Source organism: Compostimonas suwonensis (genome assembly GCF_002797855.1).
In the GTDB taxonomy this organism is placed as follows: Bacteria; Actinomycetota; Actinomycetes; order Actinomycetales; family Microbacteriaceae; genus Compostimonas; species Compostimonas suwonensis.
Genome location: NZ_PGFB01000004.1, coordinates 40303 through 64997, shown reverse-complemented (window position 1 = coordinate 64997; position 24695 = coordinate 40303). Strand labels below are relative to the sequence as shown.

At 69.8% G+C, this 24695-nt stretch carries 26 protein-coding genes; 19 read left to right on the top strand and 7 right to left on the bottom strand.

Annotation, left to right across the window (positions count from 1 at the left end; translation table 11 throughout):
- Positions 1-104 precede the first annotated feature (104 nt).
- From CLV54_RS11425 to CLV54_RS11390, 8 genes are all read left to right on the top strand, one after another.
- Complete coding sequence (locus CLV54_RS11425) at positions 105-1175, top strand: type III polyketide synthase (protein ID WP_100345127.1); 1071 nt, start codon at positions 105-107, stop codon at positions 1173-1175.
- On the top strand, positions 1172-1726 hold the full coding sequence (locus CLV54_RS11420; RefSeq protein WP_100345126.1) for an isoprenylcysteine carboxyl methyltransferase family protein: 555 nt from the start codon (positions 1172-1174) through the stop codon (positions 1724-1726). The genes CLV54_RS11425 and CLV54_RS11420 overlap by 4 nt, the downstream gene beginning before the upstream one ends.
- 252 nt (positions 1727-1978) lie before the next feature.
- Positions 1979-3376: an ABC transporter substrate-binding protein gene (locus CLV54_RS11415; RefSeq protein ID WP_100345125.1), complete on the top strand. Its 1398-nt coding sequence runs from the start codon at positions 1979-1981 to the stop codon at positions 3374-3376.
- A complete protein-coding gene (locus CLV54_RS11410; RefSeq protein ID WP_245861645.1) occupies positions 3373-4404 on the top strand; it encodes a carbohydrate ABC transporter permease in 1032 nt (343 codons plus the stop codon). The genes CLV54_RS11415 and CLV54_RS11410 overlap by 4 nt, the downstream gene beginning before the upstream one ends.
- Positions 4401-5336, top strand: coding sequence for a carbohydrate ABC transporter permease (locus CLV54_RS11405; RefSeq protein ID WP_100345124.1), 936 nt, complete (start codon positions 4401-4403; stop codon positions 5334-5336). Before CLV54_RS11410 ends, CLV54_RS11405 begins: the two co-directional genes overlap by 4 nt.
- A gap of 50 nt (positions 5337-5386) precedes the next feature.
- Positions 5387-6547 (top strand): mandelate racemase/muconate lactonizing enzyme family protein, encoded by a 1161-nt coding sequence (locus tag CLV54_RS11400; RefSeq protein WP_100345123.1) that lies wholly within the window; start codon positions 5387-5389, stop codon positions 6545-6547.
- A 41-nt stretch (positions 6548-6588) separates the two neighbouring features.
- Complete coding sequence (locus CLV54_RS11395) at positions 6589-7650, top strand: LacI family DNA-binding transcriptional regulator (protein ID WP_157802935.1); 1062 nt, start codon at positions 6589-6591, stop codon at positions 7648-7650.
- Position 7651: 1 nt separating this feature from the next.
- A complete protein-coding gene (locus CLV54_RS11390) occupies positions 7652-8683 on the top strand; it encodes an NAD(P)/FAD-dependent oxidoreductase (protein WP_100345121.1) in 1032 nt (343 codons plus the stop codon).
- A 15-nt stretch (positions 8684-8698) separates the two neighbouring features.
- On the opposite strand, the gene CLV54_RS11385 is transcribed toward CLV54_RS11390, so the two are convergent.
- Positions 8699-9292, bottom strand: coding sequence for a TetR/AcrR family transcriptional regulator (locus tag CLV54_RS11385; RefSeq protein ID WP_245861642.1), 594 nt, complete (start codon positions 9290-9292; stop codon positions 8699-8701).
- A 264-nt stretch (positions 9293-9556) separates the two neighbouring features.
- Here CLV54_RS11385 and CLV54_RS11380 point away from each other — a divergent pair, with 264 nt between their 5' ends.
- A complete protein-coding gene (locus CLV54_RS11380) occupies positions 9557-10573 on the top strand; it encodes an aldo/keto reductase (RefSeq protein WP_100345120.1) in 1017 nt (338 codons plus the stop codon).
- 75 nt (positions 10574-10648) lie between these two features.
- Here the strand turns inward: CLV54_RS11380 and CLV54_RS11375 are convergent, their stop codons facing one another.
- Positions 10649-11251, bottom strand: a complete 603-nt coding sequence (locus CLV54_RS11375; protein ID WP_100345119.1) for a TetR/AcrR family transcriptional regulator — start codon at positions 11249-11251, stop codon at positions 10649-10651.
- 324 nt (positions 11252-11575) lie between these two features.
- Here CLV54_RS11375 and CLV54_RS11370 point away from each other — a divergent pair, with 324 nt between their 5' ends.
- Both CLV54_RS11370 and CLV54_RS11365 read left to right on the top strand, forming a co-directional pair.
- Positions 11576-12934, top strand: coding sequence for a M16 family metallopeptidase (locus tag CLV54_RS11370; RefSeq protein ID WP_100345118.1), 1359 nt, complete (start codon positions 11576-11578; stop codon positions 12932-12934).
- A gap of 72 nt (positions 12935-13006) precedes the next feature.
- Positions 13007-13609 carry a histidine phosphatase family protein gene (locus CLV54_RS11365; RefSeq protein ID WP_100345117.1) on the top strand — a complete coding sequence of 201 codons (603 nt, stop codon included), beginning with the start codon at positions 13007-13009 and terminating at the stop codon, positions 13607-13609.
- Between the two features lie 83 nt (positions 13610-13692).
- On the opposite strand, the gene CLV54_RS11360 is transcribed toward CLV54_RS11365, so the two are convergent.
- Positions 13693-14217, bottom strand: coding sequence for a GNAT family N-acetyltransferase (locus CLV54_RS11360; protein WP_100345116.1), 525 nt, complete (start codon positions 14215-14217; stop codon positions 13693-13695).
- A gap of 81 nt (positions 14218-14298) precedes the next feature.
- Between CLV54_RS11360 and dapB the strand changes: the two genes are divergently transcribed.
- Positions 14299-15072: a 4-hydroxy-tetrahydrodipicolinate reductase gene (gene dapB, locus CLV54_RS11355; protein WP_100345115.1), complete on the top strand. Its 774-nt coding sequence runs from the start codon at positions 14299-14301 to the stop codon at positions 15070-15072.
- A complete protein-coding gene (locus tag CLV54_RS11350) occupies positions 15069-15527 on the top strand; it encodes a hypothetical protein (RefSeq protein ID WP_100345114.1) in 459 nt (152 codons plus the stop codon). The genes dapB and CLV54_RS11350 overlap by 4 nt, the downstream gene beginning before the upstream one ends.
- Here CLV54_RS11350 and CLV54_RS11345 read toward each other — a convergent pair.
- The 4 genes from CLV54_RS11345 to CLV54_RS11330 all read right to left on the bottom strand — a co-directional run bounded on the left by CLV54_RS11345 (position 15494) and on the right by CLV54_RS11330 (position 17869).
- A complete protein-coding gene (locus CLV54_RS11345) occupies positions 15494-16372 on the bottom strand; it encodes a TIGR01777 family oxidoreductase (protein WP_100345113.1) in 879 nt (292 codons plus the stop codon). The two genes, CLV54_RS11350 and CLV54_RS11345, sit on opposite strands and share 34 nt — an antisense overlap.
- A 59-nt stretch (positions 16373-16431) precedes the next feature.
- Positions 16432-16857 carry an OsmC family peroxiredoxin gene (locus tag CLV54_RS11340; protein ID WP_100345112.1) on the bottom strand — a complete coding sequence of 142 codons (426 nt, stop codon included), beginning with the start codon at positions 16855-16857 and terminating at the stop codon, positions 16432-16434.
- A 97-nt stretch (positions 16858-16954) separates the two neighbouring features.
- Positions 16955-17437 carry a DUF4395 domain-containing protein gene (locus CLV54_RS11335; RefSeq protein WP_100345111.1) on the bottom strand — a complete coding sequence of 161 codons (483 nt, stop codon included), beginning with the start codon at positions 17435-17437 and terminating at the stop codon, positions 16955-16957.
- Entirely contained in the window at positions 17438-17869 is a 432-nt protein-coding gene (locus tag CLV54_RS11330; protein WP_100345110.1) for a TlpA family protein disulfide reductase, read from the bottom strand. It abuts the gene before it with no gap.
- 297 nt (positions 17870-18166) lie between these two features.
- On the opposite strand from CLV54_RS11330, the gene dapA reads away from it, so the two are divergent.
- The 6 genes from dapA (at position 18167) to CLV54_RS11300 (ending at position 24610) form a co-directional block, all read left to right on the top strand.
- Entirely contained in the window at positions 18167-19144 is a 978-nt protein-coding gene (dapA, locus tag CLV54_RS11325) for a 4-hydroxy-tetrahydrodipicolinate synthase (RefSeq protein ID WP_100345109.1), read from the top strand.
- A gap of 8 nt (positions 19145-19152) precedes the next feature.
- Entirely contained in the window at positions 19153-20829 is a 1677-nt protein-coding gene (locus CLV54_RS11320; RefSeq protein ID WP_100345108.1) for a ribonuclease J, read from the top strand.
- A gap of 137 nt (positions 20830-20966) precedes the next feature.
- Positions 20967-22022 (top strand): efflux RND transporter periplasmic adaptor subunit, encoded by a 1056-nt coding sequence (locus CLV54_RS11315; RefSeq protein WP_100345107.1) that lies wholly within the window; start codon positions 20967-20969, stop codon positions 22020-22022.
- A complete protein-coding gene (locus CLV54_RS11310; protein WP_100345106.1) occupies positions 22022-22780 on the top strand; it encodes an ABC transporter ATP-binding protein in 759 nt (252 codons plus the stop codon). Before CLV54_RS11315 ends, CLV54_RS11310 begins: the two co-directional genes overlap by 1 nt.
- Positions 22777-24000 carry an ABC transporter permease gene (locus tag CLV54_RS11305; protein ID WP_100345105.1) on the top strand — a complete coding sequence of 408 codons (1224 nt, stop codon included), beginning with the start codon at positions 22777-22779 and terminating at the stop codon, positions 23998-24000. Before CLV54_RS11310 ends, CLV54_RS11305 begins: the two co-directional genes overlap by 4 nt.
- Positions 24001-24118: 118 nt before the next feature.
- Positions 24119-24610, top strand: a complete 492-nt coding sequence (locus tag CLV54_RS11300; protein ID WP_100345104.1) for a GNAT family N-acetyltransferase — start codon at positions 24119-24121, stop codon at positions 24608-24610.
- The last annotated feature ends 85 nt before the right edge of the window (positions 24611-24695 follow it).

Sequence of the window (24695 nt, the reverse complement as noted above, 5' to 3'; positions counted from 1 at the left end):
AGAACAGGCCGCACGACGAACACAGCACGACGACGGGCCCGCCGGCATCCACCGGCCGGGCCCTTCGTCATGCCGACGACGGCTCCGCGTGATACCGTGCGGAAATGTCGCGAATCGCCGCCGTCGCACCGGTGCTCCCGGTCGAGGTCTACACGCAGGCCGAGATCACGCACCACCTCGCGCCGCTCATCGCGCGCGATCCGGGTAAGCGGGCGGTGATGTCGAGGCTGCACACCTCGAGCAAGGTCGCGACCCGCCACCTCGTGCGGCCGCTCGAGAGCTACGCGGCGCTCGACTCGTTCACCGTCTCCAACGACGTGTTCATCTCAGAGGGCCTCCTGCTCGCGGAGCGGGCCATCCGCGACGCGCTCGAGATCGCCGGCGTCGAAGCACAGGATGTCGACTTCCTCCTGTTCACGACGGTCACGGGCGTCTCGGCCCCCTCGCTCGACGCCCTCCTGATCTCCCGGCTCGGCCTGCGCCCCGACGTCAAGCGCATGCCGTCGTTCGGCCTCGGCTGCGTGGCGGGGGCGTCCGGGCTCGCCCGCGTGCACGACTACCTCGCGGGGCATCCCGACGACGTCGCGATCCTGCTGTCCGTGGAGCTCTGCTCGCTCACCCTGCAGCGCGACGACGACTCGATGGCGAACCTCGTCGCGAGCGGCCTCTTCGGCGACGGGGCGACCGCCGTCGTGGTGCTCGGCGAGCGGCGCGCCGAGGCTCTCGGCGCCCGGGGGCCGCGGATCGTCGACACGAGCAGCAGGGTCTATCCCGACACCGAGGGCGATCTGGGGTGGGATGTCGGGGGCACGGGTTTTCGCATCGTGCTCTCCGCGGGCATGCCCGACGTCATCCGCGACCATCTTCGCCCGGAGGTCGACGGCTTCCTCGCGGCGAACGGCCTCGAGCGCGACTCGGTGACGGAGTGGATGGCGCATCCCGGCGGCCCGCGTGTGCTCGAGGTCTTCGAGGAGGTGCTCGACCTTCCGGAGCATGCTCTCGCGATCAGCTGGGGCTCCCTCGAGAGGGTGGGCAACCTGTCGTCGTCGTCGGTGCTGCACGTGCTCGCCGACACGATCGAGACCCGCCCGGCGCCCGGCGCCCACGGCCTGCTCTTCGCCTTCGGCCCGGGTGTGAGCGCCGAGCTCGTGCTGCTCGAATGGCCCGACGCATGATGCTCTACACGCTGCTCGTCGTCGCGACGGGCCTCGAACGGCTCGCCGAGCTGATCGTGTCGGATCGGAACGCCCGCTGGTCGTTCGCACGCGGGGGAGTGGAGTACGGCCAGCGGCACTTCCCGGCCATGGTCCTCCTGCACACGGGGCTGCTCATCGCGTGTCTCGTGGAGGTGTGGGGTCTCGGCCGCCCGTTCATCCCGTGGCTCGGCTGGCCCATGCTCGCTCTCGTGCTGGCGTCGCAGGCGCTGCGCTGGTGGTGCATCGGGGCGCTCGGACGCCGGTGGAACACCCGGGTCATCGTGGTCCCGGGCCTGCCGAGGGTCACCCGTGGCCCGTACCGCTGGTCGTGGCTGCACCACCCGAACTACATCGCGGTGATCGTGGAGGGCTTCGCGCTGCCGCTCGTGCACAGCGCGTGGATCACGGCACTGTGCTTCACGGTCCTCAATGCGATCCTGCTCTTCCGCTTCCGCATCCCGATCGAGAACACGGCGCTCGCGACCCTCGACCACCGTCGAAGCCCTCTCGAGGGCGACGGGCAGGCCTGATCCGGTCGTAGCCGCACCCCGGCGCACAGTCCTCGCCGCCTCGCAGCCTCGGCACATACCCGCGCGACCCTCCGATCGCCAGCCACCGAATCCCCATCGATTCCCGACGGTGTCTTGACACATCTTATGCGAGCGCTAACATTGGTGATTGTCCGGATGCGAGCGCTAACACTGCGTCGCTCAGGACGCAGGACCGCACAACACACAAACAGCATCGTTCTGTGCAACCACCCCACATCAAGGAGTTTCTCGATGAAGAGAAGAAAAGCACCCCTGGTCGTGCTCGCCGCGATCGCGGTACTGACGACGTTCACCGGCTGCGGAGCCTCGGACTCCTCGGGCTCCGGCGGAGGAGACGACAACGAGCTCGTCGTCTGGACCCTCGAGGAGCAGGCCGACCGCCTGGCGATCGCTCAGGCGGCCGCCGACCAGTTCACCGAGTCGACGGGCATCGCGGTCGAGCTCGTGGGCGTCAACGAAGACCAGTTCCCGCAGCTCATCACGGCGGCCGCTGCGGCGGGAACCCTGCCCGACGTCGTCGGAGCCCTTCCCCTCTCCGCCGTGCGCACGATGTCGAGCAACGAGCTCGTCAACACCGAGGCGACGGCCACCGTGCTCAGCGACCTCGACCCCGCAACGTTCTCGCCCGCCGCACTCACCCTCACCCAGGAGGACGGAGCCCAGCTGGCCATCCCGAGCGACGGCTTCCCGCTCTCGGTCATCTACCGCAAAGACCTCTTCGAGAAGGCCGGACTGCCGGCGCCGGAGACCTACGACGACGTGATGAAGGCCGCCGAGACCCTCAACAGCCCCGAGATCGCGGGCTTCGTGGCCGGCAACAGCCCGAGCACCTCCTACACGCAGCAGATCTTCGAGTTCTTCGCCCTCGCCAACGGCTGCGAGCTCGTCGACGACAGCGGTGCGGTCACGATCGACAGCCCCGAGTGCGTCGAGGCCTTCACCCAGTACGGCACGCTCACGGGCGACCTCTCCGTGAGCGGCGCGATGGACTCCACGGGCACCAAGACCACCTACATGGCGGGCAAGGCGGCCATCACCATGTGGGCGTCCTTCATCCTCGACGAGATGGCCGGGCTCGTCGACGACGCGATGCCGACCTGCCCCGAGTGCGCCGACAACCCGCGCTTCATCGCCGAGAACAGCGGCTTCGTCACGAGCCTCTCGGGGCCCGACGGCGGGCCCGTCTCCGGCGGAGACGTGACCTCCTGGGTCATCACGGCCGATGCGAACACCGAGGCCGCCACTCAGTTCGTCGAGTACTTCATGGATGACGCCTACCTCCAGTGGCTCAGCCAGGCCCCCGAGGGCAAGTTCCCGACCCGCAGCGGAACGGCGGATGAGCCGCAGAAGTTCACCGACGGATGGAAGGAGCTCGAGAGCGGCGTCGACACCCGCGCGAAGCTCACCGACATCTATTCGCCCGAGGTCATCGACGCCCTGCAGAGCGGCGTCGACAACTTCAGCCGCTGGGGTTTCGATCAGGGCCAGGGCAACCTGCTCGGCGCGATCCTCACCGAGCTGCCGATCCCGAAGGCCATCGGCGCCCTCGCGAGCGGCGAGATCGATGGCGCGGGCGCGGCCGAGCAGGCGCAGCAGGCGATCCAGGGCATCCAGGACTCGATCGAGTGACCAGCACGCTGACCCCCGGCGGCATCGGATCGACTCCGGTGCCGCCGGGCCCACCCCAGACACCCCGGGCGCGGTCTCCGCGCAGTCCCAAGCCGGGCGCGATGCGGCGGGCCGAGGCGAGGACGGGCATGGGGCTCATCGCTCCGACCGTGATCATCGTCATCGCCGTCGTCGTGCTGCCGATCCTCTGGAGCATCTCGCTCGCCTTCCAGAAGGTGCGCCTGATCAACCTGCGCTCCGCGAGCGTCTTCGGCGACTACGTGCTCGACAACTTCGTCAACGTGGTCACGGCGCCGGGCTTCGTCGACACGATCGTCACAACGCTCGTCTACTCGATACTCGGCACTGCGTCATCCATCGCCCTCGGCCTCGTCGCGGCGCTCGCGCTGCGCAAGAAGTTCCGCGGTCGCGGCTTCGTGCGCTCGGCCATGCTGCTGCCCTATGTCGCACCGGTCGTCGCCGTCGCCTTCGTCTGGCAGACGATGCTCAGCCCGCAGTTCGGCTTCGTCAACTACTGGGGCGAGCGGCTGCTGGGCTGGTCGGATCCCATCGCCTTCCTCAGCGAGAAGACCAACGAGGTCTCGCTCTTCGGCCTCGTCATCCCGGTGCCGACGGCGCTCATCACCGTCATCGCATTCGAGGCCTGGCGCCAGTTCCCCTTCGCGTTCCTCTTCCTGACGGCGCGGCTCCAGGCCATCCCCGGCTCGCTCGAGGAGGCCGCGAGAGTCGACGGCGCGACGGTGTCGCAGCGATTCCGCTACATCGTCTGGCCGCAGCTGCTGCCGACGATCGCGGTGCTCGCCGTGCTGCGGTTCATCTGGACCTTCACGAGCTTCGACGACATCTACCTGCTCACGGGCGGCGGTGCCGGAACCGAGGTCATCAGCGTGCGCGTCTACCAGTTCCTCACCGGACGCGGCGACATCGGCCTCGCCTCGGCCCAGGCGCTCGTGATCGCGATCGTGCTCGCGGTGCTCGTCGGCGTCTACCTCAAATTCTTCGGCAAACGAGAGGACGACTTCTCATGACGACGCTCGAACACAAGGCGGCGGACGCCTCGCCCCGGCCCGCGCCCAGAACCGCACGGCGGTTCACCCGCGACGGTTTCGAGAACCGCTTCTTCGGCATCTCGCGCTGGGTGGTCATCGTCGCGCTGCTCATCGCCACGATCTTCCCCTTCTACTACATGGGACTGCTCTCGATCCGCGGCCTGGGCGACGTGCTGGGCAATCCGGGGGCGCTGTGGGTCGCGCTCGGCGATCTGAGCTTCGAGGCCTACTCCCGCGCGCTGCTGCCCGTCGTGGGCGGCGGCGAGGGCTTCCTCGGGTTCATGGGCAACAGCGCCGTGCTCGCGATCGGAACGGTGCTGCTGACCCTCGCCGTCTCGATCCCCGGCTCCTATGCCGTGAGCAGGCTGCGCTTCTTCGGTCGCAGGCACATCAGCGCGCTCTTCCTCGCGGTCTACCTGTTCCCGAGCATCCTGCTGGCCGTTCCGCTCTTCGTGTTCTTCACACGGGTGGGACTGCGCGGCTCGCTCATCGCCGTGCTGCTCGTCTACGTCTCGCAGACCGTCGCGGTCAGCATCTACATGCTGAGGAACTACTTCACGACGATCCCGGTGAGCCTCGAGGAGGCCGCGGCGCTCGACGGATGCTCTCGGCTCGGCACCATGTGGCGCATCAGCCTGCCGCTCGCGATGCCGGCGATCGTCGCCAATGGCCTGTTCGTCTTTATGGTGGCCTGGAACGAGTTCCTCTTCGCCCTGCTCTTCCTCGTCGACGACAGGAACAGGTGGACGGTCTCGCTCGGCCTGTCGCAGTTGAGCGGGAACAGCATCGAGGTTCCGACGACCGTGCTCATGGCGGCATCCGTCATCACGACCATCCCGATCATCCTCATCTTCTTCGGGAGCGAACGCCTCCTGACCGACGGCTTGACCGGTGGCGCCGAAAAGGGCTGAGCCCCCGGCGTCCGCGATTCTTCTCCATCAACATCTGAAAGGCATGCAGCATGCGCATCGAAAGCGTCACCCCGATCTTCATCGACCGTTACCTCTTCGTGGAGATCACCACCGACACCGGCATCGTCGGGCTCGGTGAATCCGGGGCATGGGGCTTCCAGGAGGGCACGGCTGCGACGATCACCCGCTTCGCCGAGTACCTGATCGGCAAGGATCCCCTGCTCATCGAGCACCACTGGCAGTACCTCTACCGCTGGACCCACTTCGGCGGAGCCGTGGTCATGGGGGCCCTGAGCGCCGTCGACATCGCGCTCTGGGACATCACGGGCAAGCATCTGGATGCCCCGGTGCACGCGCTGCTCGGCGGCAAGGTGCGCGACCGGGCCCGGGTGTACTACCACGTGTTCGGCGAGACGACGGATGAGCTCGTCGACGGCATCGCAGACGCCCGTCGGCAGGGCTACACCGCGGTCGGACACCTCACGCCGTTCACCGACGCGCTGCGCACCGAGCCGTACTTCGAGACGCACGTGCAGAAGATCCGGGGAGCAGTGGACGCCGTCGCCCGCTATCGCGAAGCCGCCGGCACCGAGGTCGATCTGTGCATCGAGATCCACCGCAGGCTCTCGCCCTTCGAGGCGGTGCAACTCGGCAACGCGATCGAGCAGTACACGCCCCTGTTCATGGAGGATCCGGTGCTGCCCGACAACATCGACGAGATGGGCTACGTCGCCTCGAAGACCACCGTGCCCATCGCGACGGGGGAGCGGTACACCTCGCTGTGGGAGTTCCAGATGCTCCTGGCCCGCGGGGGAGCCCAGCTCGTGCGCCCCGACGTGTGCATCGTCGGGGGCATCACGGGTGCGCGCAAGGTCGCGGCGCTCGCCGAGGCCCTGCACATCGGGGTCGTGCCGCACAACCCGCTCAGCCCCGTGTCGACGGCGGCCTGCCTGCAGATCGCGGCGACGGCGCCCAACTTCGTGATCCAGGAGTTCCCGAACGACTCGTGGGGCGAGAAGGGCGACATGCGTCCCGAGCCCTCGGCGCTCGTGAGCGGCGCGGCCGAGCACGACGGCGAGGGCTTCGTCACGATCAACGACCTCCCCGGCATCGGTGTCGCTCTCCAGCCCGGTGCGGCGGAACGATACCCTTATCGGAAGCGTGAGATCCTCACCCGGCTGCATGTCGACGGTTCGGTGGTGGACCAGTAGGCGCCGGAACGGCAGGGGCGCGACGTGGCGGAAGGAGAGCGGTGAGTCCTCGTGTGACCATGGCCGATGTCGGCCGCCTCGCCGGGGTGTCCCACCAGACCGTCTCACGGGTTCTCAACGAACCGCACCGGGTCAACGCCGAGACCCGCGATCGCGTGCAGGACGCCATCAAGAGCCTTCGCTACCACCGCAGCACGGTCGCCCGGGCGCTCGCGACGAACCGCACGAGAAGCGTCGGGCTCATCAGCACCGGGCTCGCGCTGCACAGCCACTCCAAGCGGATGATCGCCTTCAACGAGGCGGCCCGCGCCTCCGGCTACCAGGTGAGCATGGCGAGCCTGCCGACTGCGGAGCGCGAGCCCATGCAGGCGGCCCTCGACGTGCTCATGGGGCAGGGCGTCGAGGGGATCGTGCTCATCGTGGCCGACAAACGGGCCCTCGACATCATCGACGCGCTCGACCTCGATGTGCCGCTCGTCGTCGCCGACAGCGGCGGCTCGAGCGACAGGCACAACGTGGCGATCGACCAGTTCCTGGGCGCGCGGATGGCGACGGCGCATCTCATCGAGCTGGGTCACAGCCGCATCGCCCACCTGTCCGGGCCGGACTGGTCGCTCGACGCGAGCGAGCGCCTGCGCGGCTGGCGCACCGAGCTGGAGAGCGCCGGCCTGCCGGTGATCGAGCCGCTGGAGGGCAACTGGACGCCGGAGAGCGGTTACGAGAGAGGGCTCGAGCTCGCGGCATCCGGTGACGTCACGGCCGTCTTCGCGGCCAACGACCAGATGGCCCTCGGCCTGCTGCACGGCCTGTCGGACGGCGGGGTCGGTGTGCCCGGCGGCATGAGCGTCGTCGGCTTCGACGACATCCCCGAGGCCGCGCACTTCATACCGCCGCTGACGACCGTGCGTCAGGACTTCGTGCAGCTCGGCTTCCAGATCATGTCGACGCTGCTGGGCCTCATCGACGACACGGATGTGCCGGAGTTCGTGCACACCGAGCCCCAGCTCATCGTGCGCAAGTCGACGGCCGCGCCATCAGCGTCCGTCTCCGGCAGGCCCGCCTCTGCCGTGTCCGCTTCTGGCGCGGAGCGCGGGAACGGCTGACATGCCACCCGTGCCCGACGTCGATGTGCTCGTCGCGGGCGGGGGACCCGTCGGGCTCGCGAGCGCGATCGAGGCGCGGCTGGCGGGGCTGAGCGTCGCGATCGTCGAGCCGCGCTCCGGCGTCATCGACAAGGCCTGCGGCGAGGGGCTCATGCCCGGCACCGTGGCCGAGCTGGCCCGCTGGGGCGTGCACCCGAGCGGATGCCGCATCGCCGGTTTCGCGTACCTGCAGGGCGTTCGGCGGGCCGAGTACCGTTTCGCAGGAGGCGGCGGCCTCGGAGTGCGGCGTCTCGAGCTGCACGGCGCCCTCTCGGCGCGAGCCGCGGAGCTCGGGGTCGAGCGTGTGGCGGGCCGCGTCGACGGGGTCGTGCAGTCGGCGACGACCATCGCGGCCGGGGGAGTCTCGGCACGCTGGCTGCTCGCCTGCGACGGACTGCACTCGACGGTGCGCCGTCAGCTGGGCCTCGAGCGGGAGCCCGGCCGTCGGCGGCGGTTCGGCCTGCGACGGCATTTCGCTGTCGAGCCGTGGACCGATCTCGTCGAAGTGCATTGGTCTGAGGCTGCGGAGGCGTATGTCACCCCCGTGGGCGAGGGCACGGTCGGGGTCGCCGTGCTCGCCCCTCCCGGGCTGGGCTTCGACGCCGCGCTCGTGGGGTTCCCGGAGCTCGCGGCGCGGCTCTCCGGCGCGGTCGCGGCCTCGTCGCTCCGTGGCGCCGGCCCTCTGCGTCAGCGCACCCGCGGCCGGGTGCGGGGCCGGGCACTGCTCGTCGGCGACGCCTCCGGCTACGTCGACGCCCTCACGGGCGAAGGCCTGCGGGTGGGATTCGCCCAGGCCCGTGCCGCGGTCGCCGCGATCGCGGGCGGCGAGCCGCAGGGCTACGAACGGGAGTGGCGGAGGGTCACCCGGGATGCCCGGCTCATCACCCAGGGGCTCCTCGCCGCGGCGCAGTCGCCCGCCCGGCGCGCGATCGTCCCGGCGGCCCGGGCCCTGCCCGGGGTGTTCGGCTTCGCGGTCGAGCGTCTGGCCCGGTAGCCGAGAGGACTCGCCTCAACGGCCGTCGATGATCGCGGCGCCGGCGGCGAGCAGGGCGCGGCCGGCCGCGCGCGGGTCGTCCAGGTAGCCGCTCACCATCGCTCCGTCGCGCAGCAGCACGAGCTGCTCGGCCGCTGCCGCGGGGTCGGCGTTGCCGGCATCCGTCAGAAGCTCCTCGAGGCTGTCGTGGAACCAGCGGCGGTGCTCGTCGACGACGAGCCGTGCCGGATGCGCGGGATCGGAGAACTCGGCCGCCGCGTTGATGAACGGGCAGCCGCGGAAGGCAGCCGAGCTGCCCTCCGCGTCGATGGCCGCGAGGGTCGCGTGCAGGATCCGCCGGGCGGCGTCGGGGCCGGTGTCGGGATAGAGCCCTCGGCCCTCCGAGAGAGCCGCGCGGTAGGCCGCCGAGCGCTCACGCAGATAGGCGACGACGAGGTCGTCTTTCGAGGGGAAATGCCGGTAGAACGTCGCTCGCGTCGAGCGCGCCTCGTCGACGATGCGATCGACGCCGACGCTGCGGATGCCCTCTTCGTAGAAGAGGCGCGAGGACGTCGCCAGGATCGCTGCGCGGGATGCCGAGCTCTTCGTCTCGATGGCCGTGATCGTCACGTCGTTCCCTTTCGCTCCGATGATGAATCACGCTGATGATGGATCTCCGTCGATGATGAGTTCAATGAGTAGAACGAGCGTTCTGCGTCATTCATTCCGGTTTTGTCGGAAATCCCATCCGATCGGGCCTCCGTGTCGAACATTTCTATAACGGTTGGGCTTTCAATACCACGAAGTCCACAGAGACGGCCGTATTCTCACAAGAGGCGGATGCTTCGCGAGGGGATACCGCCCCGGGGGACTGCGTAGGTCGTAGGAGGGAACGTGTCACAGCTCGCACCGGTGCTGGCACAGCACCACGTCAACGCTCCGCAGCTCGTGGACTCGGAGGACTCACGGCCCGGCACCACCCAGCCGCTCGCGATCGTCGCCCCGCGCCGTCTCGGCACCGATCTCACGGTCTATCCGCTCGCGCTCGGCGGAAGCGTCTTCGGCTGGACGGCGGACGCCGCGGCGACCACCCGCATCCTCGACCGCTACCGCTCGCACGGCGGCAACTTCATCGACACCGCCGACAACTACGCGTCGGGGCGCAGCGAAGCCCTCATCGGCGCCTGGATGGAGGCCCGCGGCAACCGCGACGCGATGGTCGTCGCCACCAAGGTCGGTCGCAACCTCGACAACCCCGGACTCCGCCCGAAGGCGATCCGCCGGGCGGTGGATGCCTCGCTCGAACGCCTGCGCACCGATCACATCGACGTGCTGTACTTTCACTACGACGACCAGGAGGTGCCGCTCGAGGACAGCCTGGGCGCCGCCGGCCGGCTCATCGAATCGGGCAAGGTGCGCCACCTGGCCGCGTCGAACTTCTCGGCGGAGCGGCTCATCGAGGCCCGCGTGCTCGCCGCGACGGGGCTGCCCACCTTCATCGCCCTGCAGACGAACTACAGCCTCATGCACCGTCGCGAGGTCGAGTCGGGCCTCTCGCTCGTCGCGTCGGCGCAGGGTATGGGCATCCTCCCGTACTTCGCCCTCGCCAACGGCTTCCTGACCGGCAAGTACCGCTCCAAGGCCGACCTGACGGCGAGCACCCGCGGGGTTCGCGCGGGCGAGTACCTCGGTCGCCGCGGAAGCCGGGTGCTCTCGGCGCTCGACGACATCGCCGCCGTGCACAACACGAGCGTCGCGACGATCGCGCTCGCCTGGATCCTCGCGAAGCCGGCCATGGTCGCCCCGGTCGCGAGCGCGAGCAGGCCGGAGCAGGTCGACGCGCTCATGGCGGCGGCCGGCATCCGGCTGACCCGCAGCCAGGTCATCGAGCTCGACCGGGTCTCCGCCTAGCCCCGTCGGGGTTCACCGTGGCTCCGGCTGGCCGCGCTCAGATCAGGGCGGGGCTCGCTTCAGGGCGGGGCTCGCTCAGGCCGCCTGCGTGGCGTGCGACTCCCTGATGAGCCTGTCCACACCGCGTCGCAGTGCGGCGTTCGAGGCGACCGTGTCGCCGACGTGCACCCCCGACATCGCGCCGTCGCGCACCACGAAGAAGTCGTCGGCGGCGTCGCCCGGCCGGGGATGCCCGAGATCGCGGAAGAGCCCTTCGACGAAGGCGCTGTACCACTCGCGGTGCTCGGTCACCGCGAGCCGTGCGGGGTGCGTCTCGTCGCGCACCTGGGCGGCGGCGTTGATGAAGGGGCAGCCGCGGAAGTTCGCGGCCTGGATGTAGTCGGAGATGGTCGCGGCGAGAGCGCGCACGACGAGCTCGGGTGTCGCGAGCGTGCGTGCCAGCTCGCCCAGGTGCTCGCGGATCGCGGCGTCGCGGTCGTAGACGTACGCGACCACGAGGGAGTCCTTCGAGGGGAAGTGCTTGTAGAAGGTGGCCTTCGTCACACCCGCATCGGCGATGATGCGGTCGACTCCGACGGTGTGGATGCCCTCGTCGTAGAAGAGGACGGCAGCGGTGGCCCGGATCTTCAGCGCGGCCGCGGACATCGGCCGGATGGACGAATTGGGGAATTCGACCATCCGGCGCGACTCCTCAGCATTACGGTACGGACCTCCGGAATGCCATGGCGATTGCTAGGGACAATCGCTTTTTCGTGTTTCCCGGAGAGTTAGGGGCTCTCAGAAGCTTCTCCGCGTTCGGGTCGGCGGGAAATAACGGGTTTCTCCACGGACAGATCCGCGATGACGCCCGTGGCGTCGCAGTGTTTTGGGGTGGGCACCGCTGACGCCATCAACAACATAGCACGGGGTAGACAGACTTGTCTGTGCAATTTTTACCCCCGGTTTTTTCGAGTCTGTGACGAGCCGCAGAACGGCCGGGGAAGGTGTCGTAGGCTGGGTGCGATGAACGGTGCAGTCGACCTCCCGCTCGGCCAAGCCGAACTCTCTCTCGTCGCGTCGGGCGACGCTCTCGTGAGGCGCACGGTGCTGCCCGACGGCGTCCGCATCCTCAGCGAGCGGGTGCCCGGCAGCAGCAGCGCGACGATCGGCTTCTGGGTCGCCGTCGGCTCCCGCGACGAGAGCACGGTCGCCCGTGGCTCCACGCACTTCCTCGAGCACCTCCTCTTCAAGGGAACGGCGTCGCGCAACGCCCTCGACATCGCGATCTCCTTCGACTCGGTCGGCGGCGAGCACAACGCCGTCACCTCGAAGGAGTACACCTGCTACTACGCGAAGGTGCGCGACGGCGACCTCCCCATGGCCGTCGAGGTCATCGCCGACATGCTCACCTCCTCGCTCATCGATCCCGTCGAGTTCGACAGCGAGCGCCAGGTCATCCTCGAAGAGCTCGCCATGGCCGACGACGATCCCTCGGATGTCGCGAGCGAGCGCTTCTTCGAGGCCGTGCTCGGCGAGCATCCCCTGGGCCGTCCCGTGGGAGGCAACCCCGAGGCTATCCGGGCGGCCACCCGTGACGCCGTCTGGAGCCACTACCGCGCCAACTACCAGGCACGCGACCTCGTCATCACCGCTGCCGGATCCGTCGACCACGACCAGCTCGTCGCGGGCGTGCGCAGCGCGCTCGAGAGCGCGGGCTGGGATCTCGGGGCGGCCGGCGCGCCGGTGCCCCGCCGTTCCGCCGAACTCGCGCAGATCGTGCGCGGTGAGGCCGTGCACATCGTCAACCGTCCTACCGAGCAGGCGAACGTCTTCGTCGGCACGACGGGGCTCGCCGCGAACGACGACCGCCGCTTCGCGATGAGCGTGCTCAACTCGGTCGTCGGCGGAGGGATGTCGTCGCGGCTCTTCCAGGAGATCCGCGAGAAGAGGGGGCTCGCCTACTCGGTGTACTCCTTCGGGGCGAGCTACTCCGACGCGGGGGTCTTCGGCATGTACGCCGGCTGCTCGCCCGCGCGGGCACGGGTCGTGACCGAGCTCATGCTCGACGAGCTCGCCGCCGTGGGGCGCGACGGCGTCACGGCCGATGAGCTCCGCAGGGCGAGGGGGCAGCTGGCCGGGGCATCCGCTCTCGCGCTCGAGGACTCCGACACCCGCATGTCGAGGCTCGGCCGCGCGGAGATCAGCGTCGGCGAGTACGTCGACCTCGACGAGAACCTCCGGCGCCTCGCGCTCGTGACGGTAGACGACGTGCGCGAGCTCGCTCGCGACCTCGGCTCCCGCCCCCTGTCGATCGCCGCGGTCGGCCCGCTCGACGAGTCGAGCTTCGACGCGCTCGCGGGAACGACCACAGCAACACACTGAGTTCCACGACGCCGAGCAGAGTCGCTCGGGTCTTGCCGGCCGCAGGCTGGAGACGAAACGAAAGGGGTGCGTGTGTCTCACTACATCTACCTGGTCCGCCACGGCGAGCAGCAGGATGCCGAGTACGGCATGCAAGACGGCCCGCTCTCGAGCAGGGGCAAGCGCCAGGCGCGGCTCATCGCCGAGCGGCTGGGCGGGGTTCCCTTCACGGGCGCCTGGCACTCGCCGCTGCAGCGCGCCGTCGAGACGATGAAGATCATGGCGGAGCGCCTGCCCGCCCTCGATCCGGAGCCCTCCTCGCTGCTCTTCGACTGCGTGCCCTCGGGCAAGAGCCCCGAGACGCCGGCCGCCTTCGACCCCTTCTTCGGCTCGGTCACCGAGGCCGAGATCGACGCCGGCCGCGCTCAGATGGCCGACGCGGCGGTCGAGTTCCTCACCCCGCGGCGCGGTGAGCACCACGATCTGCTCGTCACCCACAACTTCGTGATCGCCTGGCTCGTGCGCGAGGCCCTCGGCGCCCCGGAGTGGCGCTGGGTGGGCATCAACCAGGCCAATTGCGGTCTCACGATCCTGCACCAGAAGACCGGCCGGCCGTGGAGCCTGCTGACGCACAACGACCTCGGCCATCTGCCGGTCGAGATGCGCACGGGCATGCCCGACCCGCAGACGGTCTAGCAGGAGCGCCGAGCGCGGGTTTGTTCGCGCGCGACGAGCGCCGCCACTCGTCGCTCGCGAACAAACCCGCGCTCGACGTGTGCTCAGGGAACGCGGCCGAGCGGCTTGGCGAACCAGGTCGTCGCGTTCGGGTTGTCGTTGTACGGCTCCACCTCGGCGAACCCGCTCGAGCGGTAGAGGCCGTCGGCCGCCCGCAGACTCGAGTTCGTGTCGAGCACGAGCTCGGTGGCTCCCCACTCCCGCGCCCGCCGTTCGAGCTCGCCGAGCAGCGCGCGGCCGAACCCACGGCCCTGGGTGCGCGGCTGCATCCACAGGTGCTTGACCTCGAAGCGCACGATCCCCGCCGGCGCGTCCAGACGCCGGATGCCGCCGCAGCCGACCGCCGCGCCGCGCCCGCCGTCCGCGCCGCCTCCGCCGCCTTCCCCGCCCTCGTCGAGCACGAGCAGGAACACCCCGTTCGGCGGCACGAAGTCCCGAGGATCCGGATAGGTGGTGCTGTAGCTGCCCTGCGCGGCCGGGAAGCCCTGCGCGCGGTGCTCGAAGTACTCGGTGAGCAGGGCGTGTGCCGCGGCATCCGTGACCGCGGCGGGCTCGAAACGAGGCGTCATAGCTCAAGGGTAGAGCGCCCGGAGAGGGCCGGGGCGTCGCGCCCGAGCCGGCACCCAGCATCCGATTGATAGATTGGCGGCATGACAACTCGTGTGGCCGTCGTCGGCGCAGCAGGCAAGATGGGGCGCCAGGCGATCGACCTGATCACGGCGTCGGACGACTTCGAGGTCGTCGCCCGGCTCGGCTCGTCGAGCGATCTCGCGGAGATGCTCACGGCCGACGTCGTCGTCGACTTCACGGTTCCCGCGGTCAGCCCCGAGATCGTCGACTTCGCCGTCTCGCACGGCCTCAACGTGCTCGTCGGAACCTCGGGCTGGTCGGGCGACCGCCTCGCCGGCCTCGGCCGCCGTCTCGCCGCGCTGCCCGAGGTGGGCGTGATCGTCGTGCCCAACTTCTCGGTCGGCTCGGTGCTCGGCACCGCGTTCGCGGCCATGGCGTCGCGCTTCTACGGGTCCATCGAGATCATCGAGGCCCACCAGTCGGGCAAGGTCGACTCGCCCTCGGGAACGGCCGTGCGCACCGCCGAGCTCATGGGCGAGGCGCGTGCGGAGCTCGGCCCCGTCGCGGCGCCGCACGCCGACCAGCGGGCTCGCGGCCAGCAGGTCGCGTCGATCCCCATCCACAGCCTGCGGATGGACGGGCTCATCGCCAAGCAGGACGTCGTGCTCGGCGGCACGGGGGAGACCCTCACGATCTCGCACACGACGTACTCGCCGAGCTCCTACGCGATGGGCATCATGCTCGCGCTGCGTGCCCTGCGCGACGCCCGGGGCCTCACGGTGGGCCTCGACAAGCTCATCGACCTCGGCATGCCGAGCGCGGCGCCGGCGCCGGCCGAGACCTTCGTCGAGTGAGGGGGCGCATCGCGGTCATCGTGATGGCCGTGCTCCTGGTGCTGTACCTCGTGCTCGTGGCGCAGAAGGCCGTCCTGCTGCTGCTCACCGACAACACGATCGCGCGGATCATGGGCGTCGCCCTGCTCGTGCTGCCGGTCATCGGCGCCTGGGCCCTCGTGCGCGAGCTGCTCTTCGGAGTGCGGTCCGAACGGCTCGCGCGCATCCTCGAGGCCGAGGGCGGTCTGCCCGAGGAGGAGGTCGAGGTGCGCCCGAGCGGTCGACCGCTACGCGACGAGGCGGATGCCGTGTTCCCCGCGTATCGGGCCGAGACCGAGGCGTCCCCCCAGAGCTGGCGGGCCTGGTTCCGTCTCGGCATCGTGTACGACGCCTCGGGCGACCGCCGCCGCGCGCGCCAGGCGATCCGCCGGGCGATCGCCCTCTACCGGGCCGACACCGCCCAGTCGACCGCCTGATCGACCGTCGTGTGCTCGAAGGCGAAGCCGTCGTCGAGCAGCTTCTGCGGGATGACCTTCTGGCTCGACAGCAGCAGCTCGTGCGCGGCCTCGCCGAGCGCGAGCGTCATCGCCCTCTCGGGGATGCGGAAGGCGTACGGGCGGTGCAGGTCCGAGGCGAGCCGCTTCATCAGGCGGTCCGCTGTCGCGGGCGTCGGCCCGGCCAGGTTCACGGGGCCGTCGAGTGACGAGGTGACGAGATGCCGGATGGCGGCCACCTCGTCGAGGAGGCTGATCCACGGCCAGTGCTGGCCGCCCGTGCCCAGGTGCCCGGAGACCCCGAGCTTCGTGAGAGTGCGCAAGGGTTTGAGCGCGCCCTCCGGCCCGAGCACGAGGCCCGTGCGCAGCGTGACGACCCGGGTCTTCTCGGGTGCGAGGTCGGCCACCGTCTCCCACTCCTGGCAGAGATCGGCGAGGAAGCCGGTTCCCGCTGCGGACTCCTCGGTGAGCCGGGAGCCCGGGCGGTCGCCGTAGAACCCCACCGCCGAGGCGCTCAGGAACGTCGCGGGAGGCGATGAGGCCATCCGCATGGCGTCGGTGAGGGCGTGCGTGGCCTGCACCCGGGATTCGAGGATCTGCTTCCTGTACGAGGAGGTCCACGGCAGATGGCTGAGCGAGGCGCCGGAGAGGTTGACGACGACGTCGGCGCGGTCGATGAGCGTGAAGTCGAGCATCCGCGCCGACGGAGCCCAGTTCACCTCGTGATCGTTCTGCGGGGCCCGGCGCACGAGGCGCGTGACCTCGTGGCCGTCCTCCTCGAGCGCCCGCGCGAGGGTCGTGCCGATCATGCCGGACGCGCCGCCCATGAGGATCCGGAGCGGGCCGCCCGTGGAGCGTCTGCGATGGGGGGAGGAGAGGGGAGCCACTACGCGAGCGAGGCCTCGAGGGTGATCGGGATGCCGGAGAGCGCCTGCGAGACCGGGCAGTTGGCCTTCGCCTCGGCCGCGATGCGGTCGAAGTCCTCCTCGCTGATGCCGGGGACCTTGGCGTTCACGAGCAGGTGGCTGCCCGTGATGCCGGTGCCCGGCTGGAAGGTGACGGCGGCCGTCGTCTGGATGCTCTCGGGCGCCGTGCCGAACTTGGTGAGAGCGCTGGCGAACGCCATCGAGAAGCAGGAGGCGTGCGCCGCGCCGAGGAGCTCCTCGGGCGTCGTCGTGCTGTTGTCGCCCTCCGAGCGGGCGCGCCAGTTCACGGCGAGCGAGGCGGCCTTCGACGAGTCGAGCGAGGTGGTTCCCGCGCCGTGAGCGAGGTCGCCGGTCCACACGGTCGTAGCTTCACTGGTAACAGCCATGGTCTTCTCCTTGCACGAAGGTCGCGGCCCGCTGTGCGCGGGAGCGGCGGGGCATCGCACCGCACCTCAAGCCTATGGTCTCGAGGCGGAGAACGGGTCAGACTCCGGCGGCGCCCCGCCCCAGGATCCGGGCCCGTACGAGCAACAGGTAGAGCTGGCATCCGAGGCAGTATCCGAAGACCGAGTTGAGGAACGCGGCTATGAAGCCCAGGATCGCCGCGACCACGATCGCACCGGGCACTCCGACGAGGCCCAGCACGAGCCCGACGCCCGTGATGACGAGGCCGACTCCTTGAGCGAAGGTCGGCGGCACCGGGTCTTCGAGCTCGCTCGGCGGCGCGAGTCGCGGGCGCACGAGCCGTTTGAAGAGCAGGCCGTAGGGGTGGCGCGCGATCCCGGCGAAGGCGCCCCAGGCGAAGCCGAGCACGACGACCGCGAGCACGATCGTCGCCGCGGCGTCCGCCCCGGCGATGCCGAGGAAGACGACGGCGAGCAGCAGTACGGCGGTGATCGCCGCACCGAATCGGGGGCCGCGCGGGTCGATTCCCGTGTTCGTGCCCATGCCTGTGTTCGTGGTCATCTAGGCCTCCTGGAGTATCCGGTCGAGGTGCTCCCGCACGGCCTGCGGGCGGGGTGCTCCGCCGATGCGGGCCCGCACGGCGCCGTGACGGTCGAGGATGAGCGTCGTCGGCGTCTGCATGACGTGAAAGCGGTCGGCGAGGTCGGCACGGTGGGTGAGGTCGACGTCGACGTGGGCGATCCCCGGATGCCGCGCGGCCGTCGCTCCGAGCATCGTGCGGGTCGCGGGGCAGCGGGCGCAGAACTCCGTGGAGAACTGCAGGAGAGTCGCGCTCGTTCCGAAGGGGGTCTCGCTCGCGACATCCTGCGCCGTCACGATCTCGAGCCCGCTCTGCGCGCGAGCCCTGCCCGTGCGGGCGCGCCAGATCAGGCCGGCCGCCGTCGCGACGGCGACGAGCCCGAGCACCGCTGCAGCCGCGCCGATCCAGTTCATCGTGCACAGAGGCTACGCCGCGTCATCCTCTCGTGGTGCTCTATGACGCTCCGTGACAGCCCTCCGTCGAACCCGGATGCAGGAGTCTTTCCGGTCAGGCTGGATTTCGAGGTCTCAGATCGATCGCCCTGGGTCATCGGGTGCTCCGCTTCCGCTATCGAATGGTCATGTCCAGTTGGCCCGCTCGTGGCGGCGGCGGTCCTCGCTGCGCTGCGCGAGGGAGACCACCGTGCGCCAGTTGTGCACGACACCCCGTCTGGATGCCGCGGCATCCGCGCAGGCGATACGCTGAGAGTCGTGTCTACGACTACTAATCCCTTCGGCCAGGTGCTCGTCGCCCTGGTCACGCCCTTCACCGCCGACGGCGAGGTCGACTGGGCCGACGTCGAGAAGCACATCGACGATGTCATCACGGCAGGCGCCGACGGGATCGTCGTCACGGGCACCACGGGCGAGACGAGCACGCTCACCGACCCCGAGAAGATCCGCCTCGTCGAGGTCGGCAAAGAGGTCGCGGCGGGCCGGGCGAAGATCATCACCGGCGGCGGCTCCAACGAGACCGCCCACGCCATCGAGCTCGCGAAGAAGAGCGAGAAGGCGGGGGCCGACGGCAACATGATCGTCACGCCCTACTACAACAAGCCCACCCAGGCCGGTGTGCTCACCCACTTCCGCATGATCGCCGACGCGACCGATCTGCCGGTCATCCTCTACGACATCCCCGGGCGCACGGGTATCCCGATCACATACGAGACGATCCTGCGCGCCGCGAAGCACCCCAACATCCTCGCCGTGAAAGACGCCAAGGGCGATCTCAGCGAGGTGAGCCGTGTGCTCAACCAGACAGACCTCATGTACTTCGCGGGCGACGACGCCAACGCGCTGCCCACCCTCGCGATCGGCGGCACGGGCCTCATCGGCGTGACCGCGAACATCGCCGCGACCCCGTACCGCCAGATCGTGGATGCCGTCAACACCGGCGATCTGCCGACAGCGACGGCCGCGCACCAGAAGCTCGAGCCTCTCGTGCGCGCGGTGATGACCCACGTGCCCGGCACGGTCGCGGCCAAGTACATCCTGCACGGTTTGGGCCGCATCGGCAGCCCGCGCGTTCGCCTGCCGCTCGTGGGCCCCGAGGAATGGGAGGCCGCGCAGATCGAAGACGAAATCGATCTCGTGCGCGACATCCCGGGTCTCGACTTCAGCAATTTCCGGCCCGACCGCAATGCCGCCGCTGGCGGCGCTCTGCCCAAGGTCGCCGGCACAACCCGCTAGGAGGGCCTATGCCCAGCACCGTTTTCGCTCCCGCCGAACTCCGAGAAGGGACACTCCGCGTCACCCCGATCGGCGGTCTCGGCGAGATCGGCCGCAACATGACGATCTTCGAGTACGCCGGAAAGATCCTCATCGTCGACTGCGGGGTGCTCTTCCCCGAGGTCGACCAGCCCGGGGTCGACCTGATCCTGCCCGACTTCAGCCCGATCCGCGACCGCCTCGACGACGTCGTGGGCGTGGTGCTCACCCACGGGCACGAAGACCACATCGGCGCGGTTCCCTATCTGCTGCGCCTGCGCCAGGACATCCCGCTCATCGGCTCGAGCCTCACGCTCGCCCTCGTGGAGGCGAAGCTCAAGGAGCACCGCATCCAGCCGTACAGCCTGACCGTCTCCGAAGGCCAGACCGAGAAGCTCGGCCCCTTCGAGCTCGAGTTCGTCGCGGTCAACCACTCGATCCCCGACGCGCTCGCCGTGTTCATCGCGACCCCGGGCGGCACCGTGCTGCACACGGGCGACTTCAAGATGGACCAGCTCCCGCTCGACAACCGCATCACCGACCTGCGCGCCTTCGCGCGTCTCGGCGAACGCGGCGTCGACCTCTTCCTCGTCGACTCGACGAACGCCGACGTGCCGGGATTCACGGCTCTCGAGCGCTCCATCGGCCCCGTGCTCGACTCCGTCATCGCGCGGGCGCCGCGCCGGGTCATCGTCGCGAGCTTCTCGAGCCACGTGCACCGTGTGCAGCAGGTTCTGGATGCCGCGCATGCGAACGGCCGCCGCGTCGCCCTGCTGGGGCGCTCGATGGTGCGCAACATGACGATCGCGGCCGAGCTCGGCTACCTCAAGGTGCCCGAGAACGTGCTCATCGACTACAAGAAGGCCAAGGACATCCCCGACGACAAGATCGTCTACATGAGCACGGGCTCGCAGGGGGAGCCGATGGCGGTGCTCAGCCGCATGGCCAATCTCGACCACCAGATCGAGGTCGGGCCGGGCGACACGGTCATCCTCGCCTCGAGCCTCATCCCGGGCAACGAGAACGCGGTCTACCGCGTGATCGACGGGCTCACGAAGCTCGGGGCCAACGTCGTGCACAAGGGCAACGCGAAGGTGCACGTCTCCGGTCACGCGTCCGCGGGCGAGCTGCTCTACTGCTACAACATCCTCAAGCCCAAGAACGTGCTGCCGGTGCACGGCGAGTACCGCCACCTCGTGGCGAACGCGAAGCTCGCGCGCGACACGGGCGTGCCCGAGGCGAACACGATCCTCGCCGAGGACGGCACCGTGATCGACCTGCGCGACGGCGTCGCGACGGTCGTCGGCCAGCTCGACCTCGGCTACGTCTACGTCGACGGATCGACCGTGGGCGAGATCACCGAGGCCGATCTCAAGGATCGCCGCATCCTCGCCGAGGAGGGCTTCATCTCGATCATCATCGTGGTCGAGTCGGCGACCGGCCGGGTCGTCGTGGGTCCGGAGATCCACGCGAAGGGCTTCGCCGAGGACGAGTCGGTGTTCGACGACGTCAAGCCGAAGATCATCGCAGCTCTCGCGGATGCCGCGCGAGACGGCATCAGGGAGCAGCACGCACTGCAGCAGGTCGTGCGCCGCACGGTCGGCCGCTGGGTCAACACCTCGTACCGCCGTCGCCCGATGATCGTCCCCATGGTCATCGAGGCCTGAACGGCGGAGCCCTCCACGGGCCCTCCACAGACGCGTCGTCACAAGGGTGTAGCAGGATCATCCCCACGAGGGATTTTCTCGTACGCCCCGTTCGGTTACGGTGAGAGTTCAACCACCAGCCGAACCTGAGGAGCCGTGTGGGCATCGCGCGCAAGTGGGTCTTCCCCATCATCCGAATCCTGCTCGTCGCGGCGATCGCCATCGCTCTCGGCAAGCTGGCGTTCTTCCCCGATTCGAGTGATGAGAGCGATCCGGCCGTGCCGACCGGCCAGGTCACGCAGCCGCAGTACTCGGTGGCGCTCGGCACGATCACGAACGACGTGACTCTCGACGGCACCGTGTCGGCCGACCCCGCGGTGCCCGTCAAGGCGGTCGCCGCGGGCACGGTCGACGAGATCTTCGTCTCGGCGGGCCAGCCGGTGGCGGCCGGCGACGAGCTCTTCGACATCAAGGTCGAGACGCCGAGAGACCCCGTGGAGTCGACGGGCCCCGACGGCAGCGTCACGGTCAGCCAGCCCAAGCCCTCGGTGAGCTATGAGAAGGTGCTCGCACCGACGAACGGCGTGCTGAGCGCGCTGTCGGTCATCCACGGCCAGGCGGTCGCCGTGGGCGAGGACACCGCGCAGGTGGCCCCGCCCACGTTCTCGGTCAGCGGCTCGCTGAGCCCCGAGCAGCAGTACCGTCTCGTCGACCAGCCGACGGAGGCGAGCGTCGCGATCACCGGCGGGCCTGCGCCGTTCACCTGCACGGGGCTCACGATCTCCACCCCGCTCGCCGGGGCGGACGCGGGCGGGTCCGGAGGCGCGGGCGGTGCCTCGGGCGGGGGCGGCTCCGCGGGGGCGACCGTGCGGTGCGCCGTGCCTCCCGAGGTGAAGGTGTTCTCGGGCCTCGCGGCCGAGGTCACGATCGCGGGCGGCACGGCCGAGAACGTGCTCGTGGTGCCGACGACAGCGGTCAAGGGCTCGGCCGACACGGGGGTCGTCTGGTTCGTGGGGGCCGACGGCGCCACCGAGGAGCGCCCCGTGACCCTCGGGCTCAACGACGGGCAGAACGTCGAGATCACGGGAGGGGTCGCCGAGGGCGACACCGTGCTCCAGTTCGTGCCCGGGGCCGTGGCCCCCGGCGGCCCCGACGGCCAGAACTGCACGCCCGTCGGCGACGGCGGCATGATGTGCGCACCCGTGGCGTTCTAGTGGAGCTCCTCCTCCTCGAGGGCGTGACCCGCACGATCGAGCTGCCCGACGCCCCGCCCCTCACGATCCTGAGCGGCGTCGACCTCGCCGTCGACGCGGGCGACCGCATCTCGATCGTCGGGCGCTCCGGCTCCGGCAAGTCCACCCTGCTCAACCTGCTCGGTCTGCTCGACAGCCCGTCGAGCGGCCGTCTCGTCTTCGACGGGCAGGATGTCGCGTCGCTCTCCTCCGGGCAGCGCGACCGCCTGCGCGGTCGCGACGTGGGCTTCATCTTCCAGCAGTTCAACCTGCTGGAGGGCCGCACGGCGCTCGAGAACGTCATGACCCCGCTCCTCTACGCGAGCGGGCGGCAGTTCTGGCGGCGGCGCGAGATCGCCTCGGCCATGCTCGACCGGGTGGGCCTCTCGCACCGGCTCACGGCGATGCCCCACAAGCTCTCGGGGGGCGAGCAGCAGCGCGTGGCCATCGCACGCTCGCTCGTGCGCGAGCCCCGCGTCATCCTGGCCGACGAGCCCACGGGTGCCCTCGACGTCGAGACCGGCGGCACGGTCATGCAGCTGCTCGACGAGGTGGCGCGCTCCTCGGGCGCGGCCCTCGTGACGATCACCCACGATCTGGCGATCGCCGAGCTCGCGTCGCGGCACTTCCGGCTCGACCACGGTGTGCTGACCCCCGTCTCCGTGCATGCGGCCGAGGGCCTCATCGCGGTGTCCGGCCCCGCCGCCGGCCCCGCCACCGATGCGGGGGAGGCCTCGTGAGAGACGCCGGCACGAGCTTCGTGGGCGCCCTGCTGGAGGCGTGGCAGGAGCTCCGCATCCACAAGACCCGCGTGCTGCTCTCGCTCATCGGGGTGGCCGTGGCGGTCTGCGCGCTCACGACGGTCGTGGGCCTCGGCACCGTCGCGAAGCAGGCGACCGTCGAGGTGCAGGAGAGGTCGAGCGGCCGCCCCGCGTCGATCTACCTGTCGGCGAGCATGCCCGATGGCTCGGCCGTCGACCCCGAGGTCATGCAGAAGACCTGGAGCGAGTCTGTCGAGCGCTACGGGGTCGGCTACGCCAGCCGGGTGCTCATGGGCGGCACGGGTCTCGTGCAGTTCGTCGACGGCGCCGTGCCGGTCGCGACGCAGGCCGTCGACGAGCCCTACGGCGCCATGCATCGTTTTGTGCTCGACCAGGGCGAGTGGTTCGCCCCGGGCGACGCCGAGCGGCTCGCACCCGCGATCATCGTCAACCAGCTCTTCTGGCAGCGGCTCGGCTCGCCCGAGCTCTCGACCCATCCCACCGTCTCCCTGCTCGGCGAGTATCCGACCACCGCCGTCGTGACGGGCGTCTACACCTCCCCGTCGTGGCAGCAGCAGCCCGAGATGTACATGCTCGCCGACGCATACTTCGCCTTCGTCGGCCCGGAGGCGGCCTCGCAGCAGAGCCCGCAGTACGAGATGTGGGTTCCCGAGGCCGTCGCCGGAGAGCTCACGGGGGCGCTCGAGCGCGACTTCACGGCCGCCCTCGGCGAGGGCGCGCAGGTGTACGCCAACCGGCAGGACTACGCCGCCTATGGAGGCGATCCGTATCTGCCGCTCACTCTCGGGGTCGGCGGGATCGCCGTGCTCGTGCTGCTCCTCGGCGCTCTGGGGCTGCTCAACATCGCTCTCGTGACGGTCAAGCAGCGCATCCGCGAGATCGGCATCCGCCGCAGTTTCGGCGCGACGGCGGGGCGGGTGTTCTTCGCGGTCATGATGGAGAGCGTCGTCGCGACGATCGCGGCCGGCGCCATCGGCGTGATGGCCGCGGTGCTCATCGTGAAGAACCCGTGGGTCGAAGGGCTGATCGGGCAGGGGCTCGTCACCGAGTTCCCTCCTTTCCCCGCGGATGCCGCGCTCCTCGGTCTCGGCGCGGCGACGCTCGTGGGCGCGCTCGCGGGTCTTATGCCCGCGCTCATCGCCGTGCGGGTGAAGGTCATCGACGCGATCCGATATTGACGCACGGGCTTCGACGCACGGCCATCGACGCTCGGCCGTATCGATGCTCGGCCGTATCGATGCACAGCCGTTATCCCGCGGCATCCGCCCGGGGCGAGGTGTGCCGTAGCATCTCTGCATGGCAGCGTTCGGGATCCGCGAAGCGACATCGAGTGACGCGCGGCTGCTCACCGACATGCTCGTCGAGGCCGCGAACTGGAACCGGCTCGCGGCGAGGCCTCGCGTCGAGGTGCTCGCCGACCGGGGAGTGCTGCGCTACATCTCCGGATGGAAACGCCCCGGCGACCACGGCGTCGTCGCGCTCGATCCCGAGGGCATCCCCATAGGTGCGTGCTGGTACCGGCTGTTCCCGGGCAACGACCCCGGTTACGGCTTCGTGAGCCCCGGAGTGCCCGAGCTCACGCTCGGCGTCAACCCCATGTGGCGCGCTCGCGGGGCCGGCCGCGAGCTTCTGCAGGCGCTCGTGCGCGATGCGGCCGCCGCCGGGCATGCCCGTCTGAGCCTGAGTGTCGATCGCGGCAACCACGCCCAGGGCCTCTACCGCAGCGAGGGCTTCGTCGTCGTCTCCTCCGGCGACGACTCCGACACGATGGTCAAAGCGCTGCACTAGCCCTGCACCTCGCCCCGGCGCCCGCCTCCCACCACACACCCGGCCGGCTACCGGGCAATGCCGGGGGTCGCGGGTACCGTGGAAG